Origin of the sequence: Luteibacter aegosomatissinici, from assembly GCF_023078495.1 — a bacterium.
GTDB classification, from domain to species: domain Bacteria; phylum Pseudomonadota; class Gammaproteobacteria; order Xanthomonadales; family Rhodanobacteraceae; genus Luteibacter; species Luteibacter aegosomatissinici.
Window position 1 is genome coordinate 2,572,326 of sequence record NZ_CP095742.1, and the last position, 22,660, is coordinate 2,594,985.

Annotated in this window: 20 protein-coding genes; 5 read left to right on the top strand and 15 right to left on the bottom strand. The window is 64.5% G+C overall.

Translation table 11 applies throughout. The annotated features are described in order from the left end of the window. Positions 1-59: 59 nt before the first annotated feature. Positions 60-806, top strand: coding sequence for a 3-keto-disaccharide hydrolase (locus L2Y97_RS11575; RefSeq protein WP_247426462.1), 747 nt, complete (start codon positions 60-62; stop codon positions 804-806). Between the two features lie 526 nt (positions 807-1,332). After that, a complete protein-coding gene (locus L2Y97_RS11580; protein ID WP_247426465.1) occupies positions 1,333-2,538 on the top strand; it encodes a carbohydrate-binding protein in 1,206 nt (401 codons plus the stop codon). 35 nt (positions 2,539-2,573) lie between these two features. On the opposite strand, the gene L2Y97_RS11585 is transcribed toward L2Y97_RS11580, so the two are convergent. The 3 genes from L2Y97_RS11585 to L2Y97_RS11595 form a co-directional block, all read right to left on the bottom strand. Beyond that, positions 2,574-2,816 (bottom strand): hypothetical protein, encoded by a 243-nt coding sequence (locus L2Y97_RS11585; RefSeq protein WP_247426467.1) that lies wholly within the window; start codon positions 2,814-2,816, stop codon positions 2,574-2,576. A gap of 92 nt (positions 2,817-2,908) precedes the next feature. Beyond that, positions 2,909-3,118 (bottom strand): hypothetical protein, encoded by a 210-nt coding sequence (locus L2Y97_RS11590; RefSeq protein WP_247426470.1) that lies wholly within the window; start codon positions 3,116-3,118, stop codon positions 2,909-2,911. A 218-nt stretch (positions 3,119-3,336) separates the two neighbouring features. Beyond that, positions 3,337-4,086, bottom strand: a complete 750-nt coding sequence (locus L2Y97_RS11595; RefSeq protein WP_247426473.1) for an SDR family oxidoreductase — start codon at positions 4,084-4,086, stop codon at positions 3,337-3,339. A gap of 98 nt (positions 4,087-4,184) precedes the next feature. Here L2Y97_RS11595 and L2Y97_RS11600 point away from each other — a divergent pair, with 98 nt between their 5' ends. Then, the gene (locus tag L2Y97_RS11600) at positions 4,185-5,099 is read left to right on the top strand and encodes a LysR family transcriptional regulator (RefSeq protein WP_247426475.1); all 915 of its coding nucleotides are present in this window, start codon (positions 4,185-4,187) and stop codon (positions 5,097-5,099) included. An 18-nt stretch (positions 5,100-5,117) separates the two neighbouring features. On the opposite strand, the gene L2Y97_RS11605 is transcribed toward L2Y97_RS11600, so the two are convergent. From L2Y97_RS11605 to L2Y97_RS11625, 5 genes are all read right to left on the bottom strand, one after another. After that, entirely contained in the window at positions 5,118-5,993 is an 876-nt protein-coding gene (locus L2Y97_RS11605) for a VOC family protein (RefSeq protein ID WP_247426478.1), read from the bottom strand. Positions 5,994-6,057: 64 nt separating this feature from the next. Beyond that, positions 6,058-7,194 (bottom strand): hybrid sensor histidine kinase/response regulator, encoded by a 1,137-nt coding sequence (locus L2Y97_RS11610; RefSeq protein WP_247426481.1) that lies wholly within the window; start codon positions 7,192-7,194, stop codon positions 6,058-6,060. Beyond that, on the bottom strand, positions 7,191-7,763 hold the full coding sequence (locus L2Y97_RS11615; RefSeq protein WP_247426484.1) for a chemotaxis protein CheB: 573 nt from the start codon (positions 7,761-7,763) through the stop codon (positions 7,191-7,193). The genes L2Y97_RS11610 and L2Y97_RS11615 overlap by 4 nt, the downstream gene beginning before the upstream one ends. Further along, positions 7,760-8,617 carry a CheR family methyltransferase gene (locus tag L2Y97_RS11620; protein WP_247426486.1) on the bottom strand — a complete coding sequence of 286 codons (858 nt, stop codon included), beginning with the start codon at positions 8,615-8,617 and terminating at the stop codon, positions 7,760-7,762. Before L2Y97_RS11620 ends, L2Y97_RS11615 begins: the two co-directional genes overlap by 4 nt. Next, a complete protein-coding gene (locus L2Y97_RS11625) occupies positions 8,590-11,688 on the bottom strand; it encodes a response regulator (protein WP_247426489.1) in 3,099 nt (1,032 codons plus the stop codon). Before L2Y97_RS11625 ends, L2Y97_RS11620 begins: the two co-directional genes overlap by 28 nt. 187 nt (positions 11,689-11,875) lie before the next feature. Between L2Y97_RS11625 and bla the strand changes: the two genes are divergently transcribed. Then, positions 11,876-12,787: a class A beta-lactamase gene (gene bla, locus L2Y97_RS11630; protein ID WP_247426492.1), complete on the top strand. Its 912-nt coding sequence runs from the start codon at positions 11,876-11,878 to the stop codon at positions 12,785-12,787. 20 nt (positions 12,788-12,807) lie between these two features. After that, positions 12,808-13,068 (top strand): hypothetical protein, encoded by a 261-nt coding sequence (locus tag L2Y97_RS11635; RefSeq protein WP_247426495.1) that lies wholly within the window; start codon positions 12,808-12,810, stop codon positions 13,066-13,068. On the opposite strand, the gene L2Y97_RS11640 is transcribed toward L2Y97_RS11635, so the two are convergent. The 7 genes from L2Y97_RS11640 to L2Y97_RS11670 all read right to left on the bottom strand — a co-directional run bounded on the left by L2Y97_RS11640 (position 13,047) and on the right by L2Y97_RS11670 (position 22,518). Next, positions 13,047-14,456 (bottom strand): family 4 glycosyl hydrolase, encoded by a 1,410-nt coding sequence (locus L2Y97_RS11640; protein ID WP_247426498.1) that lies wholly within the window; start codon positions 14,454-14,456, stop codon positions 13,047-13,049. The two genes, L2Y97_RS11635 and L2Y97_RS11640, sit on opposite strands and share 22 nt — an antisense overlap. Beyond that, positions 14,434-15,378, bottom strand: a complete 945-nt coding sequence (locus L2Y97_RS11645; protein ID WP_247426501.1) for a carbohydrate kinase family protein — start codon at positions 15,376-15,378, stop codon at positions 14,434-14,436. Before L2Y97_RS11645 ends, L2Y97_RS11640 begins: the two co-directional genes overlap by 23 nt. Beyond that, positions 15,360-16,727, bottom strand: coding sequence for an APC family permease (locus L2Y97_RS11650; RefSeq protein WP_247426504.1), 1,368 nt, complete (start codon positions 16,725-16,727; stop codon positions 15,360-15,362). The genes L2Y97_RS11645 and L2Y97_RS11650 overlap by 19 nt, the downstream gene beginning before the upstream one ends. Continuing rightward, on the bottom strand, positions 16,711-18,561 hold the full coding sequence (locus L2Y97_RS11655; RefSeq protein WP_247426507.1) for a beta-galactosidase: 1,851 nt from the start codon (positions 18,559-18,561) through the stop codon (positions 16,711-16,713). Before L2Y97_RS11655 ends, L2Y97_RS11650 begins: the two co-directional genes overlap by 17 nt. Positions 18,562-18,563: 2 nt before the next feature. Continuing rightward, on the bottom strand, positions 18,564-21,374 hold the full coding sequence (locus tag L2Y97_RS11660; protein WP_247426510.1) for a TonB-dependent receptor: 2,811 nt from the start codon (positions 21,372-21,374) through the stop codon (positions 18,564-18,566). 195 nt (positions 21,375-21,569) lie between these two features. Beyond that, positions 21,570-21,740, bottom strand: coding sequence for a hypothetical protein (locus L2Y97_RS11665; RefSeq protein WP_247426513.1), 171 nt, complete (start codon positions 21,738-21,740; stop codon positions 21,570-21,572). Between the two features lie 130 nt (positions 21,741-21,870). Next, entirely contained in the window at positions 21,871-22,518 is a 648-nt protein-coding gene (locus tag L2Y97_RS11670; protein WP_247426516.1) for a hypothetical protein, read from the bottom strand. Between the last annotated feature and the right edge of the window lie 142 nt (positions 22,519-22,660).

Below are 22,660 nucleotides of genomic sequence, written 5' to 3' on the forward strand. Positions count from 1 at the left end.
CCTACAACAGACGGCTGGACGTCTGTATGCTCCGGGGTTTCCCCGCCGGAGTCGCCCCCATGCTTCGAGTGACCTTGAAGGCCCTCGCCCTCGCCTGCCTCATCGCCCTGCCCGTACACGCAGCGGATACGCCCAACACGCTTACAGACGCCGAGCGCGGCCAGGGCTTCAAACTCTTGTTCGATGGCAAGACCCTCGATGGCTGGCATTCGTTCCAGCAGAAGGGCACGGGCAAGGACTGGAGCGTCGCCGACGGCGCGATTCGTCTCGATCGCGACCTGAAGGCACCGGATGCCGACTTCGCCGACCTGGTCAGCAATGCCGAGTACGAGAACTTCGATCTCAAGCTTGAGTGGAAGATGACCGCGTGTGCTGACGCGGGCGTCATGTTCAACGTGAGCGAAGCACCGAAGTACAAGTACACGTGGCAAACCGGGCCGGAGATGCAGATCGCCGACCTGGTCTGCACCAAGCCCGACAGCTATACGCTGTATGAGCGCGCGGGCGACCTGTTCGACCTGATTTCGTCCGATATCGAAAACGTGCGCGAGAACGGCAACTGGAACCAGATCGAAATCATCGTCGACCATGGCCACATGCAGTTCTTCCAGAACGGCCACAAGACGGTCGATACCCAGCTTTGGACGCCCGAGTGGAAAGCCCTCGTCGCGAAGACCAAGTTCGCGAAGATGCCCGATTTCGCGAAATTCACCCGTGGGCACATCTCGCTGCAGGGTGGCGAAGACAAGGGTAAGCCGCCCATCCAGATCTGGTTCCGCAGCATCCGGATCAAAGACCTGGGCTAATCGCAGGCCTCTGCAGGAGCGCGCTTGCGCGCGATTGGCGGTGCGGCAAGCCCCCATCGCGCGCAAGCGTGCTCCTACAGGTCCCGCGGGTGACCACGTTGTCATTCCGAGTCACAAACGCACCTCGCCGGCCGCCTTGCGGCTGTCGCGCCGCACCACATCGTGCCGCACCGCCTGCCAAGGCAGGTAATCGATTTCACCGCTCAGCCCTTACCGCGGCGCGCCAAATTCCGGCCGAATTAGCGCCGTGTGCCCTGTCACATTTTCGTCGATTGCAAATAGACAACGTTGTCATACCGGACTAAACCGGACAGGTCGGGCCGTCCGCGACACACCGTGCGCCATCGCCACGGGGGCAGACACAGGCAGGCGCCGGCACCAGGGGGAAACCAACCATCCGGTAACACCACTCGAACGGAGAGTCGTCATGCACGTGAATGCAGGTGTTCGGTCCCGTCTTGTCTTTGGAAGCTGTACTGGCACGCTCGGCGTTGCCATCGCCCTCGCCCTGTCTACCGTGGTACCGATGCGAGAGGCCCACGCGGCGACCGCATGCGCCGCCGCCTGGAGCGCGGGCACGGTCTATACCGCCGGCAATGTCGCCAGCGAGAACGGCGTGAACTACAAAGCCAACTGGTGGACCCAGGGGAACGACCCGGCCACGAATAGTGGCGGCGCAGGTACGGGCCAGCCATGGACCTCACAGGGCGCATGCGACGGCGGCAGCACGCCGCCCACGGACCCGCCGCCGACCGATCCGCCGCCGACCAACCCGCCCCCGGGCGCAGGTGACCTGTTCTTCAGTCCGTACAAGGACATCACCATCAACCTCGACTGGAACACCAACATCATGTCGTCGTCGGTCACGGGGACGCGTCTCCCCGTCGTCGGTTCCGGCAGCCTGGTATCCACGCAGGTGCCGAATCTCGGTGCGATTACACTGGCCTTCGCGAGCGGCGAATGCGGCAGCGAGAACTGGGGCGGCGTACCGGGCCAGGCCTTTGCCGATGCGAATATCGCCCGCCTGAATTCGGCCGGCGTGAACTATGTGGTCTCCACCGGCGGCCAGGCCGGCGTATTTACCTGCGGCAGCGCCACCGGGATGGCCCAGTTCATCAGCCGATACAACAGCTCACACCTGGTCGGTATCGATTTCGATATCGAGGGCGGCCAGAACGCGCAGCAACTCAACGCACTCGTCAGCCAGGCGGTGTACGCCGAGAGCATCTACCCGAACCTGCGCTTCTCGTTCACGCTGGCCACGCTGGCGGCCTCCGATGGCAGCTTCGGCGGCCTCAACAGCACCGGCGATGCCGTGGTGAAGGCCGTGAAGGCGTCGGGCCTGAAGAACTACACCATCAACCTGATGACGATGGACTACGGTGCCGCGGGCGCAGGCGTCTGCGTGGTGAAGAACGGCGCGTGCGACATGGGCCAATCAGCCGTGCAGGCCGTGGTCAACCTGCAGCACACCTATGGCATCGCTGCAAGCAAGATTGAAATCACGCCGATGATCGGTGTGAATGATGTCTCCAGCGAAGTGTTTACTACCGCCGACATCGACACGGTGACGAACTACGCCGCCACCAACAAGCTGGCTGGCGTGCATTTCTGGTCGCTCGACCGCGATACGCCCTGCTCGCAAAGCACGGCATCGCCCACCTGCAATTCACTTCCGTCCACCACGGTGTTGCAGTACACCAAGCGTTTCCTTTCCAACCTGGGGCGCTGAGACAAAACGAGGGATGCCGGCCATACCGGCATCCCTCACAGGTCCAGGGTTTCGCGGCGGTGATCCTCGTCCATCCAGCCCTCGCGCCGCTGCATCGACCACTCGATCTCGCGCGCCGCTTCGTTGCTGATGTACTTGCCGCGCAACATCGCGAGCAACTCGCGATCATCAATGCCAAGGATGGACGAGCGGGTTACTGCGCCGGTAATACCCTCGGTCGCAAGCTCGTCGAGCACCGTTCGAAGGTTGGCTCGTCGGTTCAATTGAATCGTATCCATGGCGCAGTACCGCTGGCGAAATAAAGCCAGGGTGCTGGCTCGGGGTGCGGCGCCGAGGTTAAGGAACGCGTGGGTTACTGTCTTACGTATAACTACGTAGCATCGTGCTCCTGGCCTGCGGGCATGATCTCCACGGGAGCAAGCGGATGGATGCCGCGCTGCTCGGCAAGCACCGCGCCGACCAGTGCACCGCCACTCACCGCAGCTACCGCCAAGGTCCATGCAAGTACGCCATGCGCACTTAGCAATACCATGAGGCCGGCGGCGGCCATCGCCATGGCGGCCGCCCATGCGAAAGCCATCCACCGTGATGCGCTGGACGTGTTGCCTTTCACTACCGCCACGAGGCAATGCCGGCACACGATGAACCCGGGTGCCAGCACGCAACTTCGACAGGGACGATCGGCCATTGGCATGGTTCCAGGAGGGACGCGCTCATCCTGGCGGCGGGTGGCGTCGCCACGAGGTGAAGCCCGGGTAAGCCGGGCCCACCACGCTTAGCTGGCGGTTAGCTTCATCTTCACAGCTGGCTCATGCCACCATCGATAACGATCTCGGTACCCACGATAAAGCCCGATTCCGGCGAGGAAAGGTGCAGCACCGTCGCCGCCACTTCCTCCGGGCGGCCAAACCGGCCAAGCGGAACCTGGGCCTGGATTTGCGCCGCGGTGGCTTCGAGCTGCGCGGCATCCATGCCCAGCTTGCCGTAAAGCGGGGTCTGCACAGGGCCCGGGCTCACCACGTTCACGCGCACGCCGTTCGGGAGCAATTCGGCCGACAGGGTGCGGGCCAGGGTGATCAGGGCAGCCTTGCTTGCGGCGTACACCGACGAGTTCGGCATGCCGATATGTGCGTTGATCGACCCGTTAAGCACGATCGAAGCCCCCTGGTTAAGCTGCGGCAACAACGCCTGCAGCTGGAAGTAAGCACCCTTCACGTTCGTGTCGAACGTCAGGTCCCACAGGTTCTCGTCCACCTGGTCGAACGGGGCGAATTTGGCGACGCCCGCGTTGATGAAGATCGCATCGAGCTTGATCCCCTGGGCTGCGATCGCCGCGGCCAGCGACCTGGCATCCGCCATGCTCGAGGCATCGTTCTTCAGGGCGAGCGTCCCGGCGCCAATGTTCGGCACCGCCTGTTCGAGCGCCTTTTCGTCGCGACCGGTCACGATGACCCGGGCGCCTTCCGCCGCATACGCCTGGGCGACGGCCAGGCCGATGCCGCTGGTACCGCCGGTAACGAGGACGTTCTTGCCATTGAAGCGGTTCATGGTGTTACTCCGGTTGGGATGGGATGGAGCATAGATTGCTCCGCGTTCCATCGATTGGCGTACCATCCTTCCGTCGCAGACGTTCGATGGGGTCGAACATGTTGTCGGAAGACGAACTGGCGTTGCTGGAGGCTATCCGGGAAACCGGCAGCCTGTCCCGTGCCGCCGCCCGGCTGGGCAAGGCGCCATCGACGCTGTCGCACGCGGCCCGCCAGCTCGAAGATCGTTTCGACGCCCTTCTGTTCGACCGCCGCCGCTACCGGTTGCAGCTCACCCCCGCGGGCCAGTTGCTCGCCAACGAAGCCGCAAGGCTCATGCAGGACGTGTCACGACTCACCCAGCGCGTGAAGCAGATTGCTGGCGGCTGGGAGGACCGGCTGTGGATCGTGACCGACGAATTGCTGGAGTTCGAACTCCTTTTCCCTTCCATCAAATCGTTCGACGCACTCAACTCGGGTGTACGCCTCCGCCTCACCCACGAAGTGCTCGGCGGCACCTGGGAAGCGCTTCGCGACGGACGAGCCGATGTGGTGGTGGGTGCGACCAACGAGCCGCCTGCCATTCCCAAGCTGCGCTGGCACGAACTGGGGGTCATGGAATGGGTGTTCGCGGTATCGCCGCGCCACCCCCTCGCCAAGTCCACCGAACCCCTGGATTCCGACACGGTGACAAAGCATCGCGCCATCGTGGTCGCGGATTCCTCCCGCGGGGCTTCCCGCGGTTACGGCACGGCCGGCGGCCAGCCTACCCTCGCCGTACCCAGCATGCGGGCGAAGATCCTGGCGCAACGCGAGGGCCTGGGCGTGGGCTGGGTGCCCAAACACCGGGCAAAAGCATTGCTCGACGCGGGCGACCTGGTAGAGAAACGCATGGCCGATCCACGCGAGCCGAACACCCTCTACGTGGCCTGGCGCGGCGACGCGGAGGGGCGTGCGCTCAGTTGGTGGATCGACCAGTTCCGCCAGCCGCGGCTGGCGAAACGATTGATCCAGGGCGTCCCCGTCACGCCCTGACACGCTCCGTCCGCCGTGCTATTTCGCGTCAGCATGGATTTCCGCCACGTAGCCACCCGGAAACTGCACCATGGCCGAGCGGCGGCCACCTTCGGCATGCGTATCCACCACCACCTTCGCGCCGGCCTGTCGGGCACGATCCAGGGTGGCATCAAGGTCACCGACCTCATAACCGGTAAGTTCACTGCCGTAAGGCCATGTGAGGTGCCCGTTGGTAACGAACAGCGTCAGCCTGCCGTAACCTGACGTGATGCGGACGCGCCGATAGGTGCCCTGCTTCGCCCCGATCTCAGTGGCCGGCACCGCCTTGTCATCCGATTCGACCTTGCCGTGCGAGAACGCGAGCCATGCCTTGACGAAGGCGTCGGCCGCCTGCACCGGCACGTAAACCCGGTTTTCAGGCACGTGCTCCAGCGGTTTGTAGTCTGGCGTTTTCGTGTGCGAGTACAGCTGCATGTTCACCCCACCCGGCCACGCAACAACCGCATCGCGACCGATCGGATCATCAAAGGGCGCAACCAGTGTTGCGCCACCCACCGCGTTCGCGGCCTTCACCGCCTCGTCGACATTCGTGACGAGGTAGCCCGTGCGCTCTTGCCCGAACGGATACGGCACCGGCGTGCGGAACCCGAATACCGAAACGATACCGACCGGCGTCTGTACCAGCTGCGAGGTGGTGCTCGACGGTGTCGGCGTCACCGTGGCCACCACCTGCTTCGTGGACTGGCCACCAAAGGTGGCGACAAAACTGCTGACGAACGCATCGACATCCTGCGGCGCCACGTATACATGCGTGCTGTCGTACTGGGCCCCGACCGAAAAATCCTGCGTATGGGCGAAGGCGGCCGGCGCGAATGCGATGGCCGCTGCGGCGAAAAGAGTGAAGGTGCGCATGGGGCGTCCATCGAAGGGGATCCCCCATCTTCGCGGCACCGCCGTCTTGCCGTCTAGCCTGTTTCTACGCTGGTTGGCGCACCGCCTGGCGCGGCATGCTGACGCGAAATTCCACACCTTCCTCGACGTTCTGCGCCACCACCTCGCCACCATGGGCGCGTACGAACTGATCCACGATGTAAAGGCCGAGCCCAAGCCCGCGGCTTTGGTGAAAACTGCCCTTGAACGGCTCGAAGATCCGCTGCACCAGGTTGGCTGGCAGCGCGCCCGCGTTTCGTACGCTGAGGTGCAGTGCCGCGGCGTCGTCGCCATTCACGTCAAGGATGATGGGCGTACTGCCCTGCGCATACTGCACGGCGTTGCCCAGCAGGTTCGAGAGTACTTGCGAGATGCGCGTCGAATCGAAATAGCCCAGCGTTTCGCCCGATACGGATACCTCGATGTCCCGTGTCGGGTTGGCCTGCCGGGTTTCCTCCGCCACGGTGTGCGCGAGGGCGCCGACATCATGGTTGGCCAGGTCGAGCCGGATGACACCGGAGCGAATCCGCGAGAAATCGAGCAACTGGTCGATCATGCGCGCCATGCGGCGCGCACTGGTTTCTACATGGTGCGCCGTACGGGCCAGCGGGCCATCGCCCACTTCGATCTTGATCCGGTCGGCACAGAGGCTGATGGCTGACAGTGGCGTGCGCAGGTCGTGGGTAAGCACGGCGATCATGGCCTCGTTCAGCTGCAGGGCCCGCTCAAGCCGTGCATTCTGAGCCTTCAGCTGCTGGCGTTGCTGGTACAGCTGGACGAACACATCCACTTTGCCAAGGATGATCCGTGGATCGATCGGCTTGTGCAGGAAATCGACCGCGCCGGTCTCGTAACCCTTGAATGAGCGGGCCGGGTCATTGGGCGAAGCGGTCAGGAAGATGATCGGGACATCCCGCGTACGCTGCGAACCGCGCATGAGTTCGGCCAGCATGAAGCCATCCATGTCGGGCATCTGCACGTCCAGCAGGGCCAGGGCCACGTCGTGCACAAGCAGCAGTTCCAGCGCCTCGGGACCGGAGGAGGCCTTCAGGATACGGATGTCATCGCGCGCAAGGAGTGCCTCCATGGCCACCAGGTTTTGTGGCACATCGTCGACGATAAGGAGGTTCGCCAGCTCGCGGGCCGCGGCCGGTTCGTCAGGCAGGGTCATCGACAGGTTCATGAGGTAAAGCTTCCAAGGCGGCGGCAGAGGTCACGTAGGGTGACGATGGCATCGGCGCCCGCATGGGCGATCGCCGATGCAGGCATGACTGGGGCGACAGCTTCCGCGGGATCCTGGACCCATACGGTGCCACCTTCGCGGCGAACGGCGGCGACGCCCGCGCTGCCATCGCTGCTGGCGCCGGTCAACAGGATCGCGAGCAGGCCGTCACCGAACACCTCGGCGGCGGATTCGAACAGCGGATCGATCGCCGGGCGCGAATAAAGCACCGGCTCGTCGCGCGAAAGGGACACCGTGGCACGGTCCTCGACCAACAGGTGGTAGTCCGGCGGCGCGAACAATACCACCCCAGGGCACAGGGGCTCCTTGTCTTCCGCCTCGGCGACGGGCAATGCACACGAACTATCAAAAAGCGCCGGCAGGCCGCTGGGGCGATCACGCGGAATATGCTGGACGACCAGCACCGGCGCGTGGAAGCGCGCGGGGAAGCACGCCAGCACATCGCGCAGCGCTTGCACGCCTCCCGCCGATGCGCCAATCACCACGGCATGGGGAAAAGGCATGCTCATGTCGCCGCCCTCCGGTAAAGGCGCTGCTGGGGAGCGCATGCCTCGAATGCCTCGGCATGGGCACCGAACTGCAGCGATTCCTTCGCGCCCAGGCCCAGGAAGCCGCGGCGCACCAGCGAATCGTGGAACAGGCCCACCGCGCGGTCCTGCAGTTCGCGGTTGAAATAGATCAACACGTTGCGGCACGACACCAGGTGAACTTCGGAGAACACCGCATCGGTCGCAAGGCTATGGTCGGCGAACACCACCTGTTTCTTCAGCCGCCGATCGAACACGGCGCCACCATACCCCGTGGTGAAGTAATCCGATAACGAACGACGACCGCCAGCGGCCTGGTAGTTGCGGCAGAACAAGGCCATGCGGTCCAGCGCGAACACCCCGCTCTCGGCGGCCTCCAATGCCGCCGGGTTGATGTCGGTGGCGTAAATCACCGCGCGGTCCAGCAACCCCTCCTCCTCCAGCAGGATGGCCATGGACCACACCTCCTCACCGGTGCTGCACCCCGCGATCCAAACCTTGATGCTCGGGTAGGTCTTGAGTACCGGTATGGCGTGTTCGCGCAACGCCGCGAAATACGCCGGGTCGCGGAACATCTCCGAGACCTGTACGGTGAAATACTGCATGGCTTCGGCAAAAAACGCCGGATCGTGGATGACCCGGTGCTGCAGGTCACTCAGGCGCTCCAGCCCGTAGCGGCCCATGGCATGGCGCATGCGCCGGCGCAGCGAGCTCACCGCGTAGTGACGGAAATCGTAGTGGTAGCGCAGGTACACCGCCTCCAGCAGTATCTTCAGCTCCAGGTCGAACAGTTCAGTTTCTGCGGACATCAGCGCCTCGAGCACCAGACGCGGCACAGCGATACGAGCTTGTCGACATCGATGGGCTTGGCGATGTAGTCGTTGGCCCCGGCCTCGATGCAGCGCTCGCGGTCATCCGACATGGCCTTCGCCGTGAGCGCGATGATCGGCAGATCGGCCAGGCGCGCGTCGGCGCGGATGCGCCGCATGGCCTCCAGGCCGTCCATCTCCGGCATCATGATATCCATCAGGACCAGGTCGACCTCGGTGTGCACCAGCCGCTCGACGGCTTCCCGGCCATTGCGGGCTATCTCCAGGCGCACGCCCAACGGCTCCAGCACGCTGGTGAGCGCGAAGATGTTGCGCACGTCATCTTCGGCAAGCAACACGGTGCGGCCATCGAGCATGGCATCGCGCTTGCGCGCTTCCTTCAGCAGCCGCTGCTGGTCCGTGGGCAACGAGGCTTCCACGCTGTGCAGGAACAGCGTCACCTCATCCAGCAGGCGCTCCGGGGAGCGTGCACCCTTGATGATGATGCTCCTGGAATAGCGGCGCAGCCGCTGCTCTTCCTCGCGGGTGAGCGAACGGCCGGTGTAGACGATGACTGGCGGGAACGCGAACGCTTCGCTGGCGGCCATGTGCTCGAGCAGGTCGTAACCGGTGCCATCGGGCAGCACCAGGTCCATCACCAGGCAATCGAACGTCGCCGATGAGAGGTTCTCGAGGGCGTCATGGATGCTGCCCACGGCCACGATCTCGAGCTGATCGCGCGCCAGTAACAACGTAAGGTTGTTACGCAGCTCCGCATCATCCTCAACGATCAGCAGCCGGCGCACGGTGCGCTGATGGCGGTCTTCCAGTCGCGCGATGGCATTCACCAGGTGCTCGCGTGATGCCGGCTTCAGCAGGTGGCCCACCGCACCCAACTCGAGCGCCATGTGCGCCTGTTCCGTGGCGGATACCACGTGCACGGGAATGTGCCGGGTCGCCGGGTCACGCTTCAGCCGCTCGAGCACGCTAAGGCCGGAGACATCGGGCAAGCCGATATCGAGCAGCACGCCGCTGGGTGAATGCACTGCCGCAAGGGCCAGGGCCTCATCCGCCGTACCAGCCACGATGCAGTCGAAATCGAGTTCATGCGCCAGGTCCACGAGGGAACGGGCGAATACGGTGTCGTCTTCCACCACGAGGATCAGGCGGCCTGGCCGCTGTCGCGCCGTACGGTCGTCGTGTACCGCCGGGGTGGGCGCCGCCGGTGCCTTCGGCGGTACGGCGGCGGCCGGCCGTGATGCCACCCGAACCTCAGCGGCCGGGGCTGGTACGCCGGTGGCTGGCGCCTCGCTGGCGTAGCTCGTGCCATCCACGGGCAATTCGAGCGTGAACGTGCTGCCACGGCCCGGCTCGCTCGCCACGGTGATGTCCCCGCCCATGCGCTGGGCCAGGTCGCGCGAAATCGACAGGCCCAGGCCGGAGCCGCCAAATTTGCGGCTTGTGCTGCCATCGGCCTGGCGGAATGCCTCGAAGATGACGCCAAGCTGGGCGGGATCGATGCCGATGCCCGTATCCGACACCGTAAAGCGCACGCGCCCGCCCGGTGCGGCATCGACACGAAGGGCCACTTCGCCGGACTCGGTGAACTTCACGGCATTGGCCACCAGGTTTTTCACCACCTGGCGCAACCGCTGCTCATCGCCGACCAGGCGCGTGGGCGCGCCGGGGGCGAGTTCGATACGCAAGGCAAGCCCTTTCTCCGCGGTCAGGGGTGCGAACGTTTCGCGCACGCGTTCCAGCACGGCATCCACCGAGAGCGGTTCCGCCGCGATCTCCACATGCCCTGCTTCGATCCGGGAAAGATCAAGGATATCGTTGATGAGGGTCAGCAAATCGTTGTTGGATGCGTGGATCGCGCTCGCATACCGCACCTGCTCATCGGTGAGCGTCCCGTCCTTGTTATCGACCAGCAGCTTGGCGAGGATCAGCGAGCTGTTCAGCGGCGTGCGCAACTCATGCGACATGTTGGCGAGGAATTCGGACTTGTAGCGGCTGGTCGCCTCCAGCTTGCGTGCGTTACGAGCCAGGTCGGCCTGTGCCATCACGAGGGTCTGGCGCTGGCGCTCCAGGTCATGCGTGCGCTCTTCCAACTGGACGTTGGTCTGTTCCAGCTCCGCCTGCTGCGCCTCGAGTGACGCATGCGACTGCTGCAGGCTACGGCTCTGCTCCTCGAGCTCTTCATTGGCGACGCGCAGTTCTTCCTGCTGGGTCTGCAGCTCTTCACTCTGCCGTTGGGTTTCCTCCAGCAGTTCGTTCTGCCGCTGGCGAAATGCCGAGGTGCGCAGCGCCACGCCGATGGTTTCGCCGGTGCGCTCCAGCAACTCGAGGTCAGCGCCGTAAAGATCGTTGCCGCCGATTCGCCCGATCTCGATGACGCCAACGGTACGGCCATCCGCCGTGACCGGCATGAGAAAGAGCTCGCTTGGCGCCGTGCGCCCCAGCGTCGATGCCAATGCGAGATGGGTGTCCGCCAAACCGCCGACCCGGCGGACCTGGCCCTCAGCCAGCACATCGCCAAGAAGGCCGCCTTCCCGCGGAAGGGTCGCGGGATGATCCGCCGGCAGCGCCGCCCCACCGCACAGCACCAGCTGCCCACGCGCCACCCGGTACAGTGCCCCGACCTGGGCATCCAGCCGACGGCACAGCGCCCGCAGTGCATGGCTGCCGATCTCCTCGGGGGTCTGTTCACCACGGAGGGCAAGCGCCACGGCGTTGTGGCCCTCGTGCAGCCAGAGCATTCGCTCCGCAGCCATGCGTGCGCGCAGCGCCTGTGCGACCAGCGCGGCAATCCCCCAGAACGACAGGGCACCAATCGTGCGATTAATGCCGGAGAAACTGGATGCCACCGAAGGTGGCGACAGCTTGTAGCCGATGGCCACAAGCACGGTCGAAAGAAACGCGACGATGAATGGCATGTCGCGACGCGACTGGAAGACCGTCAGGCCGACGGCGAAAAAATAGAAGCACCACACGGAGTACCCGAGCGGCGTGAATGCATCGATCCCCAACGTGGCTGCGAGGATGACGAAAATCACGGCCCAGATGGTGCGGTCGCGTACTAACTGCTTCTGGCTCAAACGGTTACCCCTGCAAAACTGGCGCGCACCCGCCTGCCGGACGGGGCATAACCTTCAAACGGTGCCCACGTACCCGTAAAGCCGATGTGACGGCCCGTCCCGTCAGCAAATTGCCCGCTTTGCGACAGCGGCGTGGCCAGGCCAGGCGCTAAGGTGCCCGCACCCCTTACGAAAAGGAATCCCCCCGATGCTCAGGCAGCTACTGCGCGGCGCCGCGCTCTCCCTGGTGACCACGGCCGCCATGGCAGCGGCGCCCGATGCCACATTGCAGGCCTCCCTTCAGAAAGTGGCTGACCAGGCCCGGCCCGGCACCCTGGGTGTCCTCGTGATGGATCCGGCGACCGGGCAGTCGGTAAGCGTCAACGCGAGCAGGCCCTACCTGATGATGAGCACGTTCAAAGCGCCCATCGCCGCGGCCGTGCTGAGCCAGGTGGATGCCGGCAAGCTTACGCTCGACCACAAGGTGCACCTGACGCCATCGGATATCGTCGACGGCTCCGCGGTGCCTTCCGTGGGCGCCACGCTGAAGGCCGGCGCCAGGGATTTCACGGTCGATGAGCTGCTGCACGGCGCCGTCACCCAAAGTGACAACACGGCCGTCGACGCCCTCCTGCGCGTCATCGGCGGCGGTTCCGTCGCGACACGCTTCCTCGAAGGCAACGGTGTGCGCGGCATGCGCATCGACATGGGCGAAGGCGAGCTCAGCCGCCTTTTCGAGACGAAGGGCGTGGATGCCGTGCTGGCCAGCCATGTCGATAGCACCACCCCGGAGGCTGCCGCGGCGTTCCTTCGCAAACTCCAGGCCGGCGAACTGCTTTCGGCGGATTCGACCCGGAAGCTGCTCGGCCTGATGACCGCCCAGGTGATCCCCAACCGCATTCGTGCTGGATTGCCCGCCGGCTATCAGCTGGCGGACAAGACGGGTACCAGTGGCACGCGCGATGGCCGCATGGCCGCATTCAACGACATCGGCATCATCACCGCACCCGATGGGCAGCAACGCATCGTGGTCGTCCTCCTTGCCGAAGCGCGTGCCACGCCCGAACAGGCCACGACGTGGTTCGCCGAGATCGGCAAGCTCGTCGCGGCCTCCATGTAATGTAGGAGTATGCTCATTACATGAAGGCATTCAGCACCCTGGTCGCTCTCGCCGTGCTCACGGGCTGTAGTTCGGCGCCAACCGCTCCGCCAAAGCCCGATGCCAACGGCGAGGTGAGCGTGCGCTGCGCCTCGTCGCCCAGCATCATTACGCTGGGCGACTGCGAGACGAAGGCCAGACAGGCCTGTGGCGGCCCCGTCACCGAGGTCAGCCGCGGTTTCGGCCCGCGGCTGGGTGGTGATGTCGATATCTTCGCGCGCTACCGGTGCACCGGCCCCTGACACAGGCATTCGCCATCCTCGTTGGCGTGGCCAAGCAACGCATCAAGCAGGCTGGCCGTAGGCGTCCACTCACCGATCGCCGGGTGGATCAGCATGGCCTTGCGTGCCCCTAGCTGCGTGCCCTCCAGCACCGACGCGATGGCCGCACGCTCATAGGCCTTGACCGACCGTACCAGGCCGGCGACGGCATCCGGCAGCGGCGCAAGTTTTCGCGGCTCGATCCGGTCCAGCGAGATGTCACATAGCGTCTCCACCACATCCGCCTCCGGCAGGTCCGGCACGGCACCGCGGTTTCGTGTATTGACCACGATGGGCGCCGGCCTGGCGCCGGTCAGTGCACTCATCACATCGATGGCAATGCGGTGATAGCCCGTCGCCACGCGGAACGGATCAACGTCCAGGCTGACATCCGCATCGAAGGCGGACCCGCCCTCGGCCTCCAGCTTCATGTACGAACCTGAGCGCTGGTTGAGGTAGGCGGCGTAGATATCTACGGCCTCGTCGCCCTGCCCTGCGGCAAGCCGCGCACTCAACGTGGCGAACAACTCGTCGTTGAGCTTCGCGATTTCCGCACCACGGCTGCCGCCCTGGCGGCGCTGGTTACCCAGTGCACGCTGCCGCTCGTAGTAGAAGAACAGATACTCGGTGGGAATGAGCCGCAGCGTGCGGATCATGTCGGTATCGAACAAGGGCGCCAGGTAAAGGCTGCGTAGCAGCTCGTCGCTGTCCAGCAGCGTGTCGATCTTCTCTTCGCCGCGCACGCGTACGCTGCGCACCCAGCCCAGGTGGTTCAGTCCGACGTAGTCGCATTCCACGTCCGCGTACGGCTCGCCCAGTGCGCGGGCGATGTTGTGGAACAGCTCGGTGGGCGTGTCGCAAATACCAACGATCTTCGCCTTGCTGTGGTCGTTCACGGCCTGGGTGATCAGGCCCGCCGGGTTGGTGAAATTCACCAGCCATGCGTCGGGCGCGAGGCGTTCGACGAGGCGCGCCTGCTCGATGGCAATCGGAATGGTGCGCAAGCCCATCGCCACGCCCGCCGGGCCCGTCGTTTCCTGGCCCGGGTAGCCATGCTCGATCGCGACGCGCTCATCGGCCGCACGGCCGGTGATACCGCCTATACGAATACTGTTGAGCACGAAGTCGGCACCCTCGATCGTGTCCTCGATCGAGCTGGCGCCGCGCAGCCGCAGTTCACCGCCGAAGCGGCGCACGATGGCGTTGCCCAGGTCCACCATGACGCGCAGGCGTGAGGGATCCGGATCGTAAAGCACCATCTCGGCCGCGCCGAGCGCCTGTGCCGCCTCGTTCACACCGAAAACCACCAGGGGCGAACGCACGCCGCCCCCACCCACCAGTGCGATCTTACGATCGGTACGTCTGTTCACGAAGGGTCCTCAATTGCGGGGAATGGGGTAGCGCCTCGAGGGCGCCAGGGGCCGTGCTGCACAGCGCGCCGCAGATGCAGGCGCGCTCGAGCGCACGGCCAAGGGGTTCGTCATCGAGCCAGCCGTCGATGAGGCCGGCATTGAACGCATCGCCAGCGCCCGTGGTATCGACGGCATCGACCGTCGGCGGCGCGACGCTGCTTAGCACGCCGCCGGCCACGGCCAGTGCGCCTTGCGCGCCGCGCTTCAACACGGCGCGCGCAAGGCCGTTATCCAGCACCCACGCGACATACGCTTCCACCGACGCATCGCCGCAGGCGAGCGCTGCCTCGGCGGCATTCGGGAGAAACAGGTCCACGTCGCGGCAGGTGGCGATGTTGGCAGGGTCACGTAACCACTCGGGGCTATGGCCGACGTCGATGGACGTGGTGCAGCCCGCGGCGCGTAGCACCGGGAGCACGCTCGCGGCGAGCTCCCTCGAAAGTGGCATGGCGAAATGCACGTGGCGAGCCGCCGCGAGGTCCGAGACCACGGCGGGTACGGTCAACAGTTCCGCCAGCCCACGGTTCGCGCCCGGGTAGGTGAAGAACGTGCGGTCGTCGCGCATCGATACGCTGACGGTGATGCCGGTGCCATCGTGCTCAAGGCGGATGCCTCCGATGCCGACGCCAAACTCGCTGAGGCGGTGCTCGAACCAGTCGAAATCCGCATCACCGATCAGCCCGACGAGGCGGACGCGCCGCCCCAGGCGGGAGAGCCCGCAAGCGGTGTTGACGCTACCGCCGCCAAGCTCGCGTACGTAGCCCTGGGCGATCACCTCCTCGCCGGGCCTGGGCCAATGGGGGAACCCGGTGAACACGTGGTCGGCGAAGATCTCGCCCACCACGGCAACATCCCAGGGCTTTACGTGGGGAATGGCCACGTGCGTGTCCTCCGTGCTTGCCATAGGAAAAGGACACTACCCACCGCGATGGCGACGACGGCGGTGAGCATGGTGGAAACGCCGCTGGTCGCGACGAGGTAAAGCCAGCCGGCCACGCTGATGGCAATGGGCAGCGGATAGAGCGGCATGCGGAAAACATCCGCGTTGCGATCGCGCCGGCGCAGCGCCACCACGGCGAAGCACTGCGCGATGTACTGGAACAGGATCTGCACCACCATCAGCATGCTGATCAGCTTTTCCAGCGAAAGAAAGCAGGCGAGCGCGGAGGTGATGCCAACAAACAGCAGCGATACCGTGGGAAAGCCATCGCGCGGGTGCAGGCGGGCAAATGGCTTGAAGAACTGGCCTTCCGAAGCAGCCGCATACGGGACGCGCGAGTAGCCCAGCAACACCACCAACGCGGAACCCCAACTGGCGACAAGGATGAGCACGACAGCGACCGTACCGCCCCACGCGCCGTGCACGGCCTGCATCATGTCGGCCACGACCGCCGTGGAATGCGCCGCCTGCTCCCAGGGCAATACGCCGAGGATGCTGACATTGAGGCCAAGGTAGAGCACAGCGACCACGGGAATCGAAATGAGCACGGCCATGGGGATGGTACGCCGCGGCCTCTTCACTTCACCGCCCAGCATGCACACGTTGTTGTAGCCGCCGTAGTCATACACCGCGATAAGGGACACGGCGCCAAGGCCCAGCCAGAAACCCTTGCCGGATGGCACCGGCGCGTCCATGAAATGCTTTGCCGTGGCCGCGTCGAAGTGCGTGATGCCGGTGAAGACGATCCACACGGCAGCGGCAACGACGGCAGTAGTGACCACCAGCGACAGTTTCTGGATGTCCCCGACCTTGCGATAGAGGATCGCGGTGTTCAGCAGGCACAGCGTGGCCGCTACGAGCACGCGGCCACCCTCCCCCAGCGATGGCATGAGGTAGCCTGCGTACTGCGCGAAGCCCACCGCCGCCGAGCCGATCGAGAGTGGCGCGGTCAGCAGGGTCTGCCACAGGTACAGGAAGCCGAACAACCGCCCTGCCCGTTTACGGCCGTAGGCCTCGCGCAGGTAATGGTACGGGCCACCGGATTCCGGAATGGTCGAGCCGAGCTCCGCCCACACCAGGCCATCGCACAGGCAAAGCAGCGCACCCGCGATCCAGCCCAGCAGCACCGCCGGCCCCGCCAGCGCGCTGAGTGCCAGCGGAATGGTGACGAACGGCCCGATGCCGATCATGTTCAGCACATTCGCCGACAGGCCACCCCAAAAGCCGATCGCGCGCGGCGGTGCGGTATTCGTAATCACCCTGGTATCGCCTTCACGCCAGCCCGTCATGCATCCGCTCCGCGCAGGTAATGGGCGCACCTTCGGTGCGGTGCAGATCGAGTACGCGCACGGTGTTCGCACCGTGTTTCAACCAGGCGCCCGGGCAGTACAGCCGCTGCTGCGGGCCGATATGCCAGTACCGCCCCAGCAGGTGGCCGTTAACCCACAGGTAACCCTTGTTCCAGGCGGACATATCCAGATAGACGTCACCGGCCGTGTCGAGCGACAGCGCACCTTCGAACAGTACGCCGCCCCGGGTGGGTGCGTCACGCAACGCCGGCGCCTGATCCAGCCACGCGCCATCCAGCGCGAGTGGCCATGCCTGCACATCGCGTACCGCGGCACCGTCAAACGCGACCGGACCCACCAGGCCCTTGTGGTCGCCCAGGCGCGGGCCGAAGTTGATGTGACCGAACGTATCCACGAGCACGTCGATGACGGCATTGCCCGGGATAGGTACGTCCGGCGAGGACGACACCGACGGATGCGTCACGCGCGATACATGCCCCACTTCACGACCATCGGCATAGATGACGGCATAGTCACGGACGCCTTCCAGGCGCAGTGTGCCGCCATGGTCCACGCGCTTGCGATACACGACAAGGCCCTGGTCCTGGCCGAACAGCACTTCGTTCGGCCCCGGTCGCGGTAGCTGTATCGCCTGTCCCAACGCATCCCAGAGCGACGCCTTCGCCACCGGGGTAAAGGCGGCGAAGTGGCCAGTCGGTATATCCGGAGGGAGCTTGGGCGCCGTGACGCCCGCCTCGCGGGTTATCACCTCGCGGAGTGCCGCGTAGGCAGGCCCGGCGCGGCCGCGCTCGTCGATGGGCGCCGCGTAGTCGTAATTCGTAATCACCGGCTGGAACTGCGATCCGTCATCCTCGGCATTGCTGCCGGCGGTGAGGCCGAAGTTCGTGCCACCGTGCGCCACGTAGAGGTTGAACGAGTATCCGGCGCGGATGATCGATCGCAGTGTGTCGACGTAATCCTTGCCAGCGAATTCACTCTCACCCCAGTGGGTCAGCCAGCCGGGGTAACCCTCGCCGACCCACACGGGCGCATCGCCCGCATAAACCGGGCCTTTCTTAAGCGTCTCGACGTCCGCGCCATCGAGCCCAAGCGCGGCACCCGGCAGGTACGCCTTGCGCCGCTCGAGATCTTTCCAGCCATCGGAAACCGAAAACGGCCCATCGATACCGTGCACCCGCCACATGTCGGCAAGGGCGCGCAGGTAGTCCACATCATCGGCGAACATCGAATACTCATTCTCCACCTGGATCATGAGGATCGGGCCGCCACTGGCCGCCATGAGCGGCTTTACGAAGCCGGCAAGCTGGCCGATGTAGCGAAGGGTCGCCGCCATGAACGCGGGATCGTCCTTCGTGCGCAGTTTGATATCCGGGTCCCGCAACAGATAGGCAGGAAGCCCGCCGTTGGTCCACTCACCGCAAACATAAGGACCCGGCCGCAGGTACACCCACAGGCCTTCGGCCTGGCAGAGCCGGATGAACGCCGCCATGTCGCGGTTCTCGCCCTGCCAGTCGAAGACCCCGGGCTGACGCTCGTGGTGGTTCCACATGATGTAGATCGCGATGGTATTGAGGCCCATCGCCTTCGCCATGCGGATACGGTGCTGCCAGTACTCACGGGGAATGCGTGCCGGGTGCATCTCGCCGCTGCGGATCCGGAACGGGCGCCCGTCAAGCTCGAACCGCCGGTCACCAAAACCGAACCGGTGCGGACGCCCATCGGGTAGCGCATCCGAAGCCGGCCCCGCCCACGCGCCCCCGGACATGGCCAGGGGCGCGAGGAGCGAGATGGCGATGAATTCCCGGCGGCGCATGCTCAGAACGAGTACTTCACGGTGACCAGCGCGGTGCGGCCTGCATCGACGATATCCGAATTCACCAGGCTGTACTGTCCAATGTGCGACCAGTACTGGTACTGCTTGGTGAGGTTGCTGATCTGCAGGTCGAACTGCAGGCCGTTATCCATCTGGTACCCGGCATGGAGGTCGACGCGGCGGATCGGCCGCAGCCACAGGTCATCCCACGGCGCGCCCTGGTTCAGGAAGTCATACGTGGAAATATACGAGCCGGTGTAGTGGTAGCTCAGGTTGATCGAGAAACCGTACTTCTCGTAGAAAAGCTCTGCATTGGCCATCGTGCGCGGGGCCTGCTGCAGGCGCTCGTTCTCGAAACCGTCGCGGCCCAGGTCGACGCGCGAGTTCTGCTTGGTGGCGTTGACACTGAAGCCCAGGCCGTTCCACGCACCAGGAAGGTCCTCGAACTTCTGGCGCACGGTCGCCTCGATACCGTAAACCCGGCCATCGCCGCCGTTCATGGGCGTCTTCGTCAACACGGTCCCCACGCCCGAGGTATTCGGGTTGGCCTGGCCGCCGCCGCTGTCGTAGATGTAATCCTTCAGTTTCTTGTAATAACTGGTCAGCGAGAAGAAGCCACCGTGGTCGGTGGTCCATTCCGCGCCCAGGTCCACGTTGGTCGCCTTGATCGGATCGAGGTCCGGGTTGCCGCGGGTGATCGTGGTCACGCCGTTGGAAACGCTGATCTGCTCGCCGCCACCCAGCTGGACGAAGGCCGGGCGGGTATAGCTCTGCCAGATCGATCCGCGGAACACGACGTTGCCACCGGGACGATAGTTGACGAAGAGGCTACCCAGCGGCTCGTTGTAGATCGTGCGGTTGTTCGAGAAGTAACCCGGCTGCTCGTTGCCGTCGGCGTCCTGGGGCGTCGTCCAGAACGTATTGTGTATCGACGTATGCTCGAAGCGAATGCCCGGGATGATCTCCAGCGGGCCTTCCTGGATGGTAGCCATGGCGTATGCCGCGGATACCGCCTCGGTGCCGCGCATGGTGTCGCAGTTGAAGTTGTTGTAATCGAGCTGGCTACAGGTATCCAGGTCGGAGGGCTGGACGTGCGCAGCGATCAGCGCCGCCACCGCGGCGCGGCTCACGTCCGGCGTCACCCACGGGTACTTGCCCGGGAAGATCTGGCTGTAGTCGCCCTTGAAGATGCCAAGATCACCCAGCGTGGTCGTGCCATCGTTGATGCCGCCGGTGGACCAGTCGCGGTTCGTGAACTCGCGCGAGCTGTCGCTGTACTTCACGCCAAACTTCACGTTCTGTACCGGGCCGTCTTCGAAGTCATAGCGAAGATCAAGCTTGGCACCGCCACGCTTCTGGCCGGAGCGGATCTTCGTGACCTCGCCGTAGTCGTTGGCGTACATGTTCTGGATGTTGTTAACCGAGTTCAGCAGTGCCGGGGTCAGTACCGGGTACGGGAAGTGGTTGCCGCCGTAGCTGAGCAGCGAGCTCTGGTTGTACGCGAAATTATCCTGCGAGTACTTGTCCTCACGCCCGTCGATTTCCACATGCTCGGGTCGATCGTTGCGGCCAATGCTCCAGAACACGTTGGGCGAGATCGTCCAGCCGCCCGCGGTCTTGTCCGCGCCCAACTGGATCGTGGCCAGGTCGGCGCGCTCCGGGTTGGTTTCGAACCAGAAACGATTGGCGATACGCCCGATGTTGGGTGTGTAGACGCCCGGGGTGGCCGTCGGGACGTAGGTCACATCCTGCGGCAGCAACTGGTTGTACGTTGTGTTCTGTTCAGTCAGCGCGTAGGCGTACGAGGCCTTTGCATACGCGTGCAGGGTCGGATCCACGTTCCAGTCGAACGACATGTTGCCGCCATAGCGGCGCTCGAAGCCGGAGGCGATGCCGACGTTCGTGCCGATACTGGTCAGGTTGTGCTGCGGATCGTAGCCCGGCGCATTCTCACCCTCGGCAGTCGCATGCAGGAATGCCCAGGAGCCGTCATTCGACGCGCTTTCCGCCGCGCCGATCTCGCTGTTGGCGATGTTGCGGTAATCGTAGTAGCCGCTGATATAGAAGCCGAACTGCTTCTCTTCACCAAACTTCTTCTGCAGTTCGCCGGCCAGGCCGCTGCCGAGGCCGCTGCCGCCGTAGTCCCGCGCGCGGCTCTCGACGCGCCCACTGGCCGTCACGCTCCCGCTGAAATCCTTCTTGAAGTCGAACGCGCTGGGCGTACGGAAGTCGATGGTGCCACCGATGGCGTCACCGTCCATGTCGGCCGTGGACGTCTTGTTGAGCACGATCGTCTGGAGGCCGGAGGGCGGCAACAGGCTTAGCTGCACGCTGCGGCTATAGGGCATGCCCTGGGCGACATTGCTGCCGTTCACCAGGTTTACGTTGTATTCCGACGGCAGGCCACGGACCGAGGCGAACATGCCTTCGCCGCGCGCCGCGCCATCGATACCGCCGAAGTAGCCCGTGCCGGTCGTGGTGACGTTCACGCCCGACATGAGGCCCAGTGCCTCGGCGACGTTATGCACGGCCGTGTTCTGCAGATCCTTGGCCGAGAGCACGTCCACGGTGTTCACCGAGTCCATGCGGATGCTGGTCGCCTCGTAACGGTTCGCGACGACGCTTAGCGCCTTCATCTGCACCGCCTTGTCTTTCTCCGCCTTGTCCTTGTCGGTTTTGCTCGCGCCAGCCGTTGCAGGCGCATCGCCCGCCGGCGACGCCTGTTGCGCCATGACTGGCGCGACGAGCAAGCCGAAGGCCGTACACACGGCCAGGACAAGCGCCTTCTTCGTCAATACATGTTCGTTACGCACAATGCACCCCACCCCGAAAGTGTCGCTGAAGACAACACGTGGCCCTCCGCCCGTGTTGCGGATTGAGCTGACCAGCGACCTTCGACGTGCGCGTACGCCCTGCAGGCAGCCACAGGCCGCAATCAGGCGTGCATCACGTCATGCCCGCGCGCAAGCGCGAACCCATCAGGAAGGGAGGCCGATCAGGAAGACAGATCAGCGGGTGTGGCGCGGCGGCGAATAGCCGGCAAGCGACTTGCCCCGCGAACGCAGGGCGCTGAGCTTGGCGCGGGAGAGGATCGGCTGGCCATCGGCCTGCACGAACGGGAACAGCGGCTCCGCCATGGCGCAACCCGGATGTGCTGGATTGTGACTGCGGTGGCGCATGAAGACCCCTCAAGGAAAACGCCGCGGCAATGGCAACGCGACGCCTTGGTAAGATATAGCGCACCATAAAATCTGCGTCAATACGCGGGTTTAGATCGATTTTTCTGCTGCGCAGCAGCAATCGACGTGATCAGAAAGCAGCGTTCCAACCAACGTTGATCCAATGCTCCGCGTGCAGGCTCCGCTCACTGCCCACGACAAGATCCAGGCTCGAGTCGCCGAAGTTCAGGCGGATACCACCCTGGTCGGTAATCACCCGATGTGTCCACATGCGCTCGACCAGCAACGTCCAGCGTGCCGTCACGGCAAAGTCCAGGCCCACACCGTAAAGCGCATATGCCGATTCACCATGCACGCGATCGACGCCTGCATTGAGCGCCACCATCCATCGGCGCGCGTCATCGATGCCGAAGGTCGTGGCCACGTAAGCCTGCGTATCATCGCGGCGCCCGTGCAACCAGGTGGCTGCCGTCGCGACAGCGATGCCGATGCCTTTGTCGTCACCGTTGCGCAATTGCCATTTGATGGACGGATTGATACCTGGCCCGGCCGTGCCGTGACCGGTGTTCAGCGTGACGCCGAACTCCACGGGCCCGGCGCCGCATGCCGGCACGGCATACAGGCCATTACTGCCATGCGACCACTCGCGCAACCACGACTCGAGCTGACACTTTCCCGCGCCGACGACGGACGCGTCATCGACGTTGTAGCTCCCACCTTCGGCATGAGCCTGGCTGCTGGTACCGAAGGGCAGCGTTGCGCCACCGATGACACACAACAAAAAAACGCCGTGGCGAACTCGCATTCGCAACGGCGCATAAAGCCGGCATCTGGGGGAAATGGGCGATGCCGGATCTAGCGTAACGGCATATCGGAACATGGCTTTAATCCATTCGGCATATTCGCGATATGCGCAATTT

Coding starts and splice junctions, on each gene's coding strand:
- L2Y97_RS11575 (WP_247426462.1), top strand. CDS start 60: ATGCTTCGAGTGACCTTGAAGGCCCTCGCCCTCGCCTGCCTCATCGCC.
- L2Y97_RS11580 (WP_247426465.1), top strand. CDS start 1,333: ATGCGAGAGGCCCACGCGGCGACCGCATGCGCCGCCGCCTGGAGCGCG.
- L2Y97_RS11585 (WP_247426467.1), bottom strand. CDS start 2,816: ATGGATACGATTCAATTGAACCGACGAGCCAACCTTCGAACGGTGCTC.
- L2Y97_RS11590 (WP_247426470.1), bottom strand. CDS start 3,118: ATGGCTTTCGCATGGGCGGCCGCCATGGCGATGGCCGCCGCCGGCCTC.
- L2Y97_RS11595 (WP_247426473.1), bottom strand. CDS start 4,086: ATGAACCGCTTCAATGGCAAGAACGTCCTCGTTACCGGCGGTACCAGC.
- L2Y97_RS11600 (WP_247426475.1), top strand. CDS start 4,185: ATGTTGTCGGAAGACGAACTGGCGTTGCTGGAGGCTATCCGGGAAACC.
- L2Y97_RS11605 (WP_247426478.1), bottom strand. CDS start 5,993: ATGCGCACCTTCACTCTTTTCGCCGCAGCGGCCATCGCATTCGCGCCG.
- L2Y97_RS11610 (WP_247426481.1), bottom strand. CDS start 7,194: ATGAACCTGTCGATGACCCTGCCTGACGAACCGGCCGCGGCCCGCGAG.
- L2Y97_RS11615 (WP_247426484.1), bottom strand. CDS start 7,763: ATGAGCATGCCTTTTCCCCATGCCGTGGTGATTGGCGCATCGGCGGGA.
- bla (WP_247426492.1), top strand. CDS start 11,876: ATGCTCAGGCAGCTACTGCGCGGCGCCGCGCTCTCCCTGGTGACCACG.
- L2Y97_RS11635 (WP_247426495.1), top strand. CDS start 12,808: ATGAAGGCATTCAGCACCCTGGTCGCTCTCGCCGTGCTCACGGGCTGT.
- L2Y97_RS11650 (WP_247426504.1), bottom strand. CDS start 16,727: ATGACGGGCTGGCGTGAAGGCGATACCAGGGTGATTACGAATACCGCA.
- L2Y97_RS11655 (WP_247426507.1), bottom strand. CDS start 18,561: ATGCGCCGCCGGGAATTCATCGCCATCTCGCTCCTCGCGCCCCTGGCC.
- L2Y97_RS11665 (WP_247426513.1), bottom strand. CDS start 21,740: ATGCGCCACCGCAGTCACAATCCAGCACATCCGGGTTGCGCCATGGCG.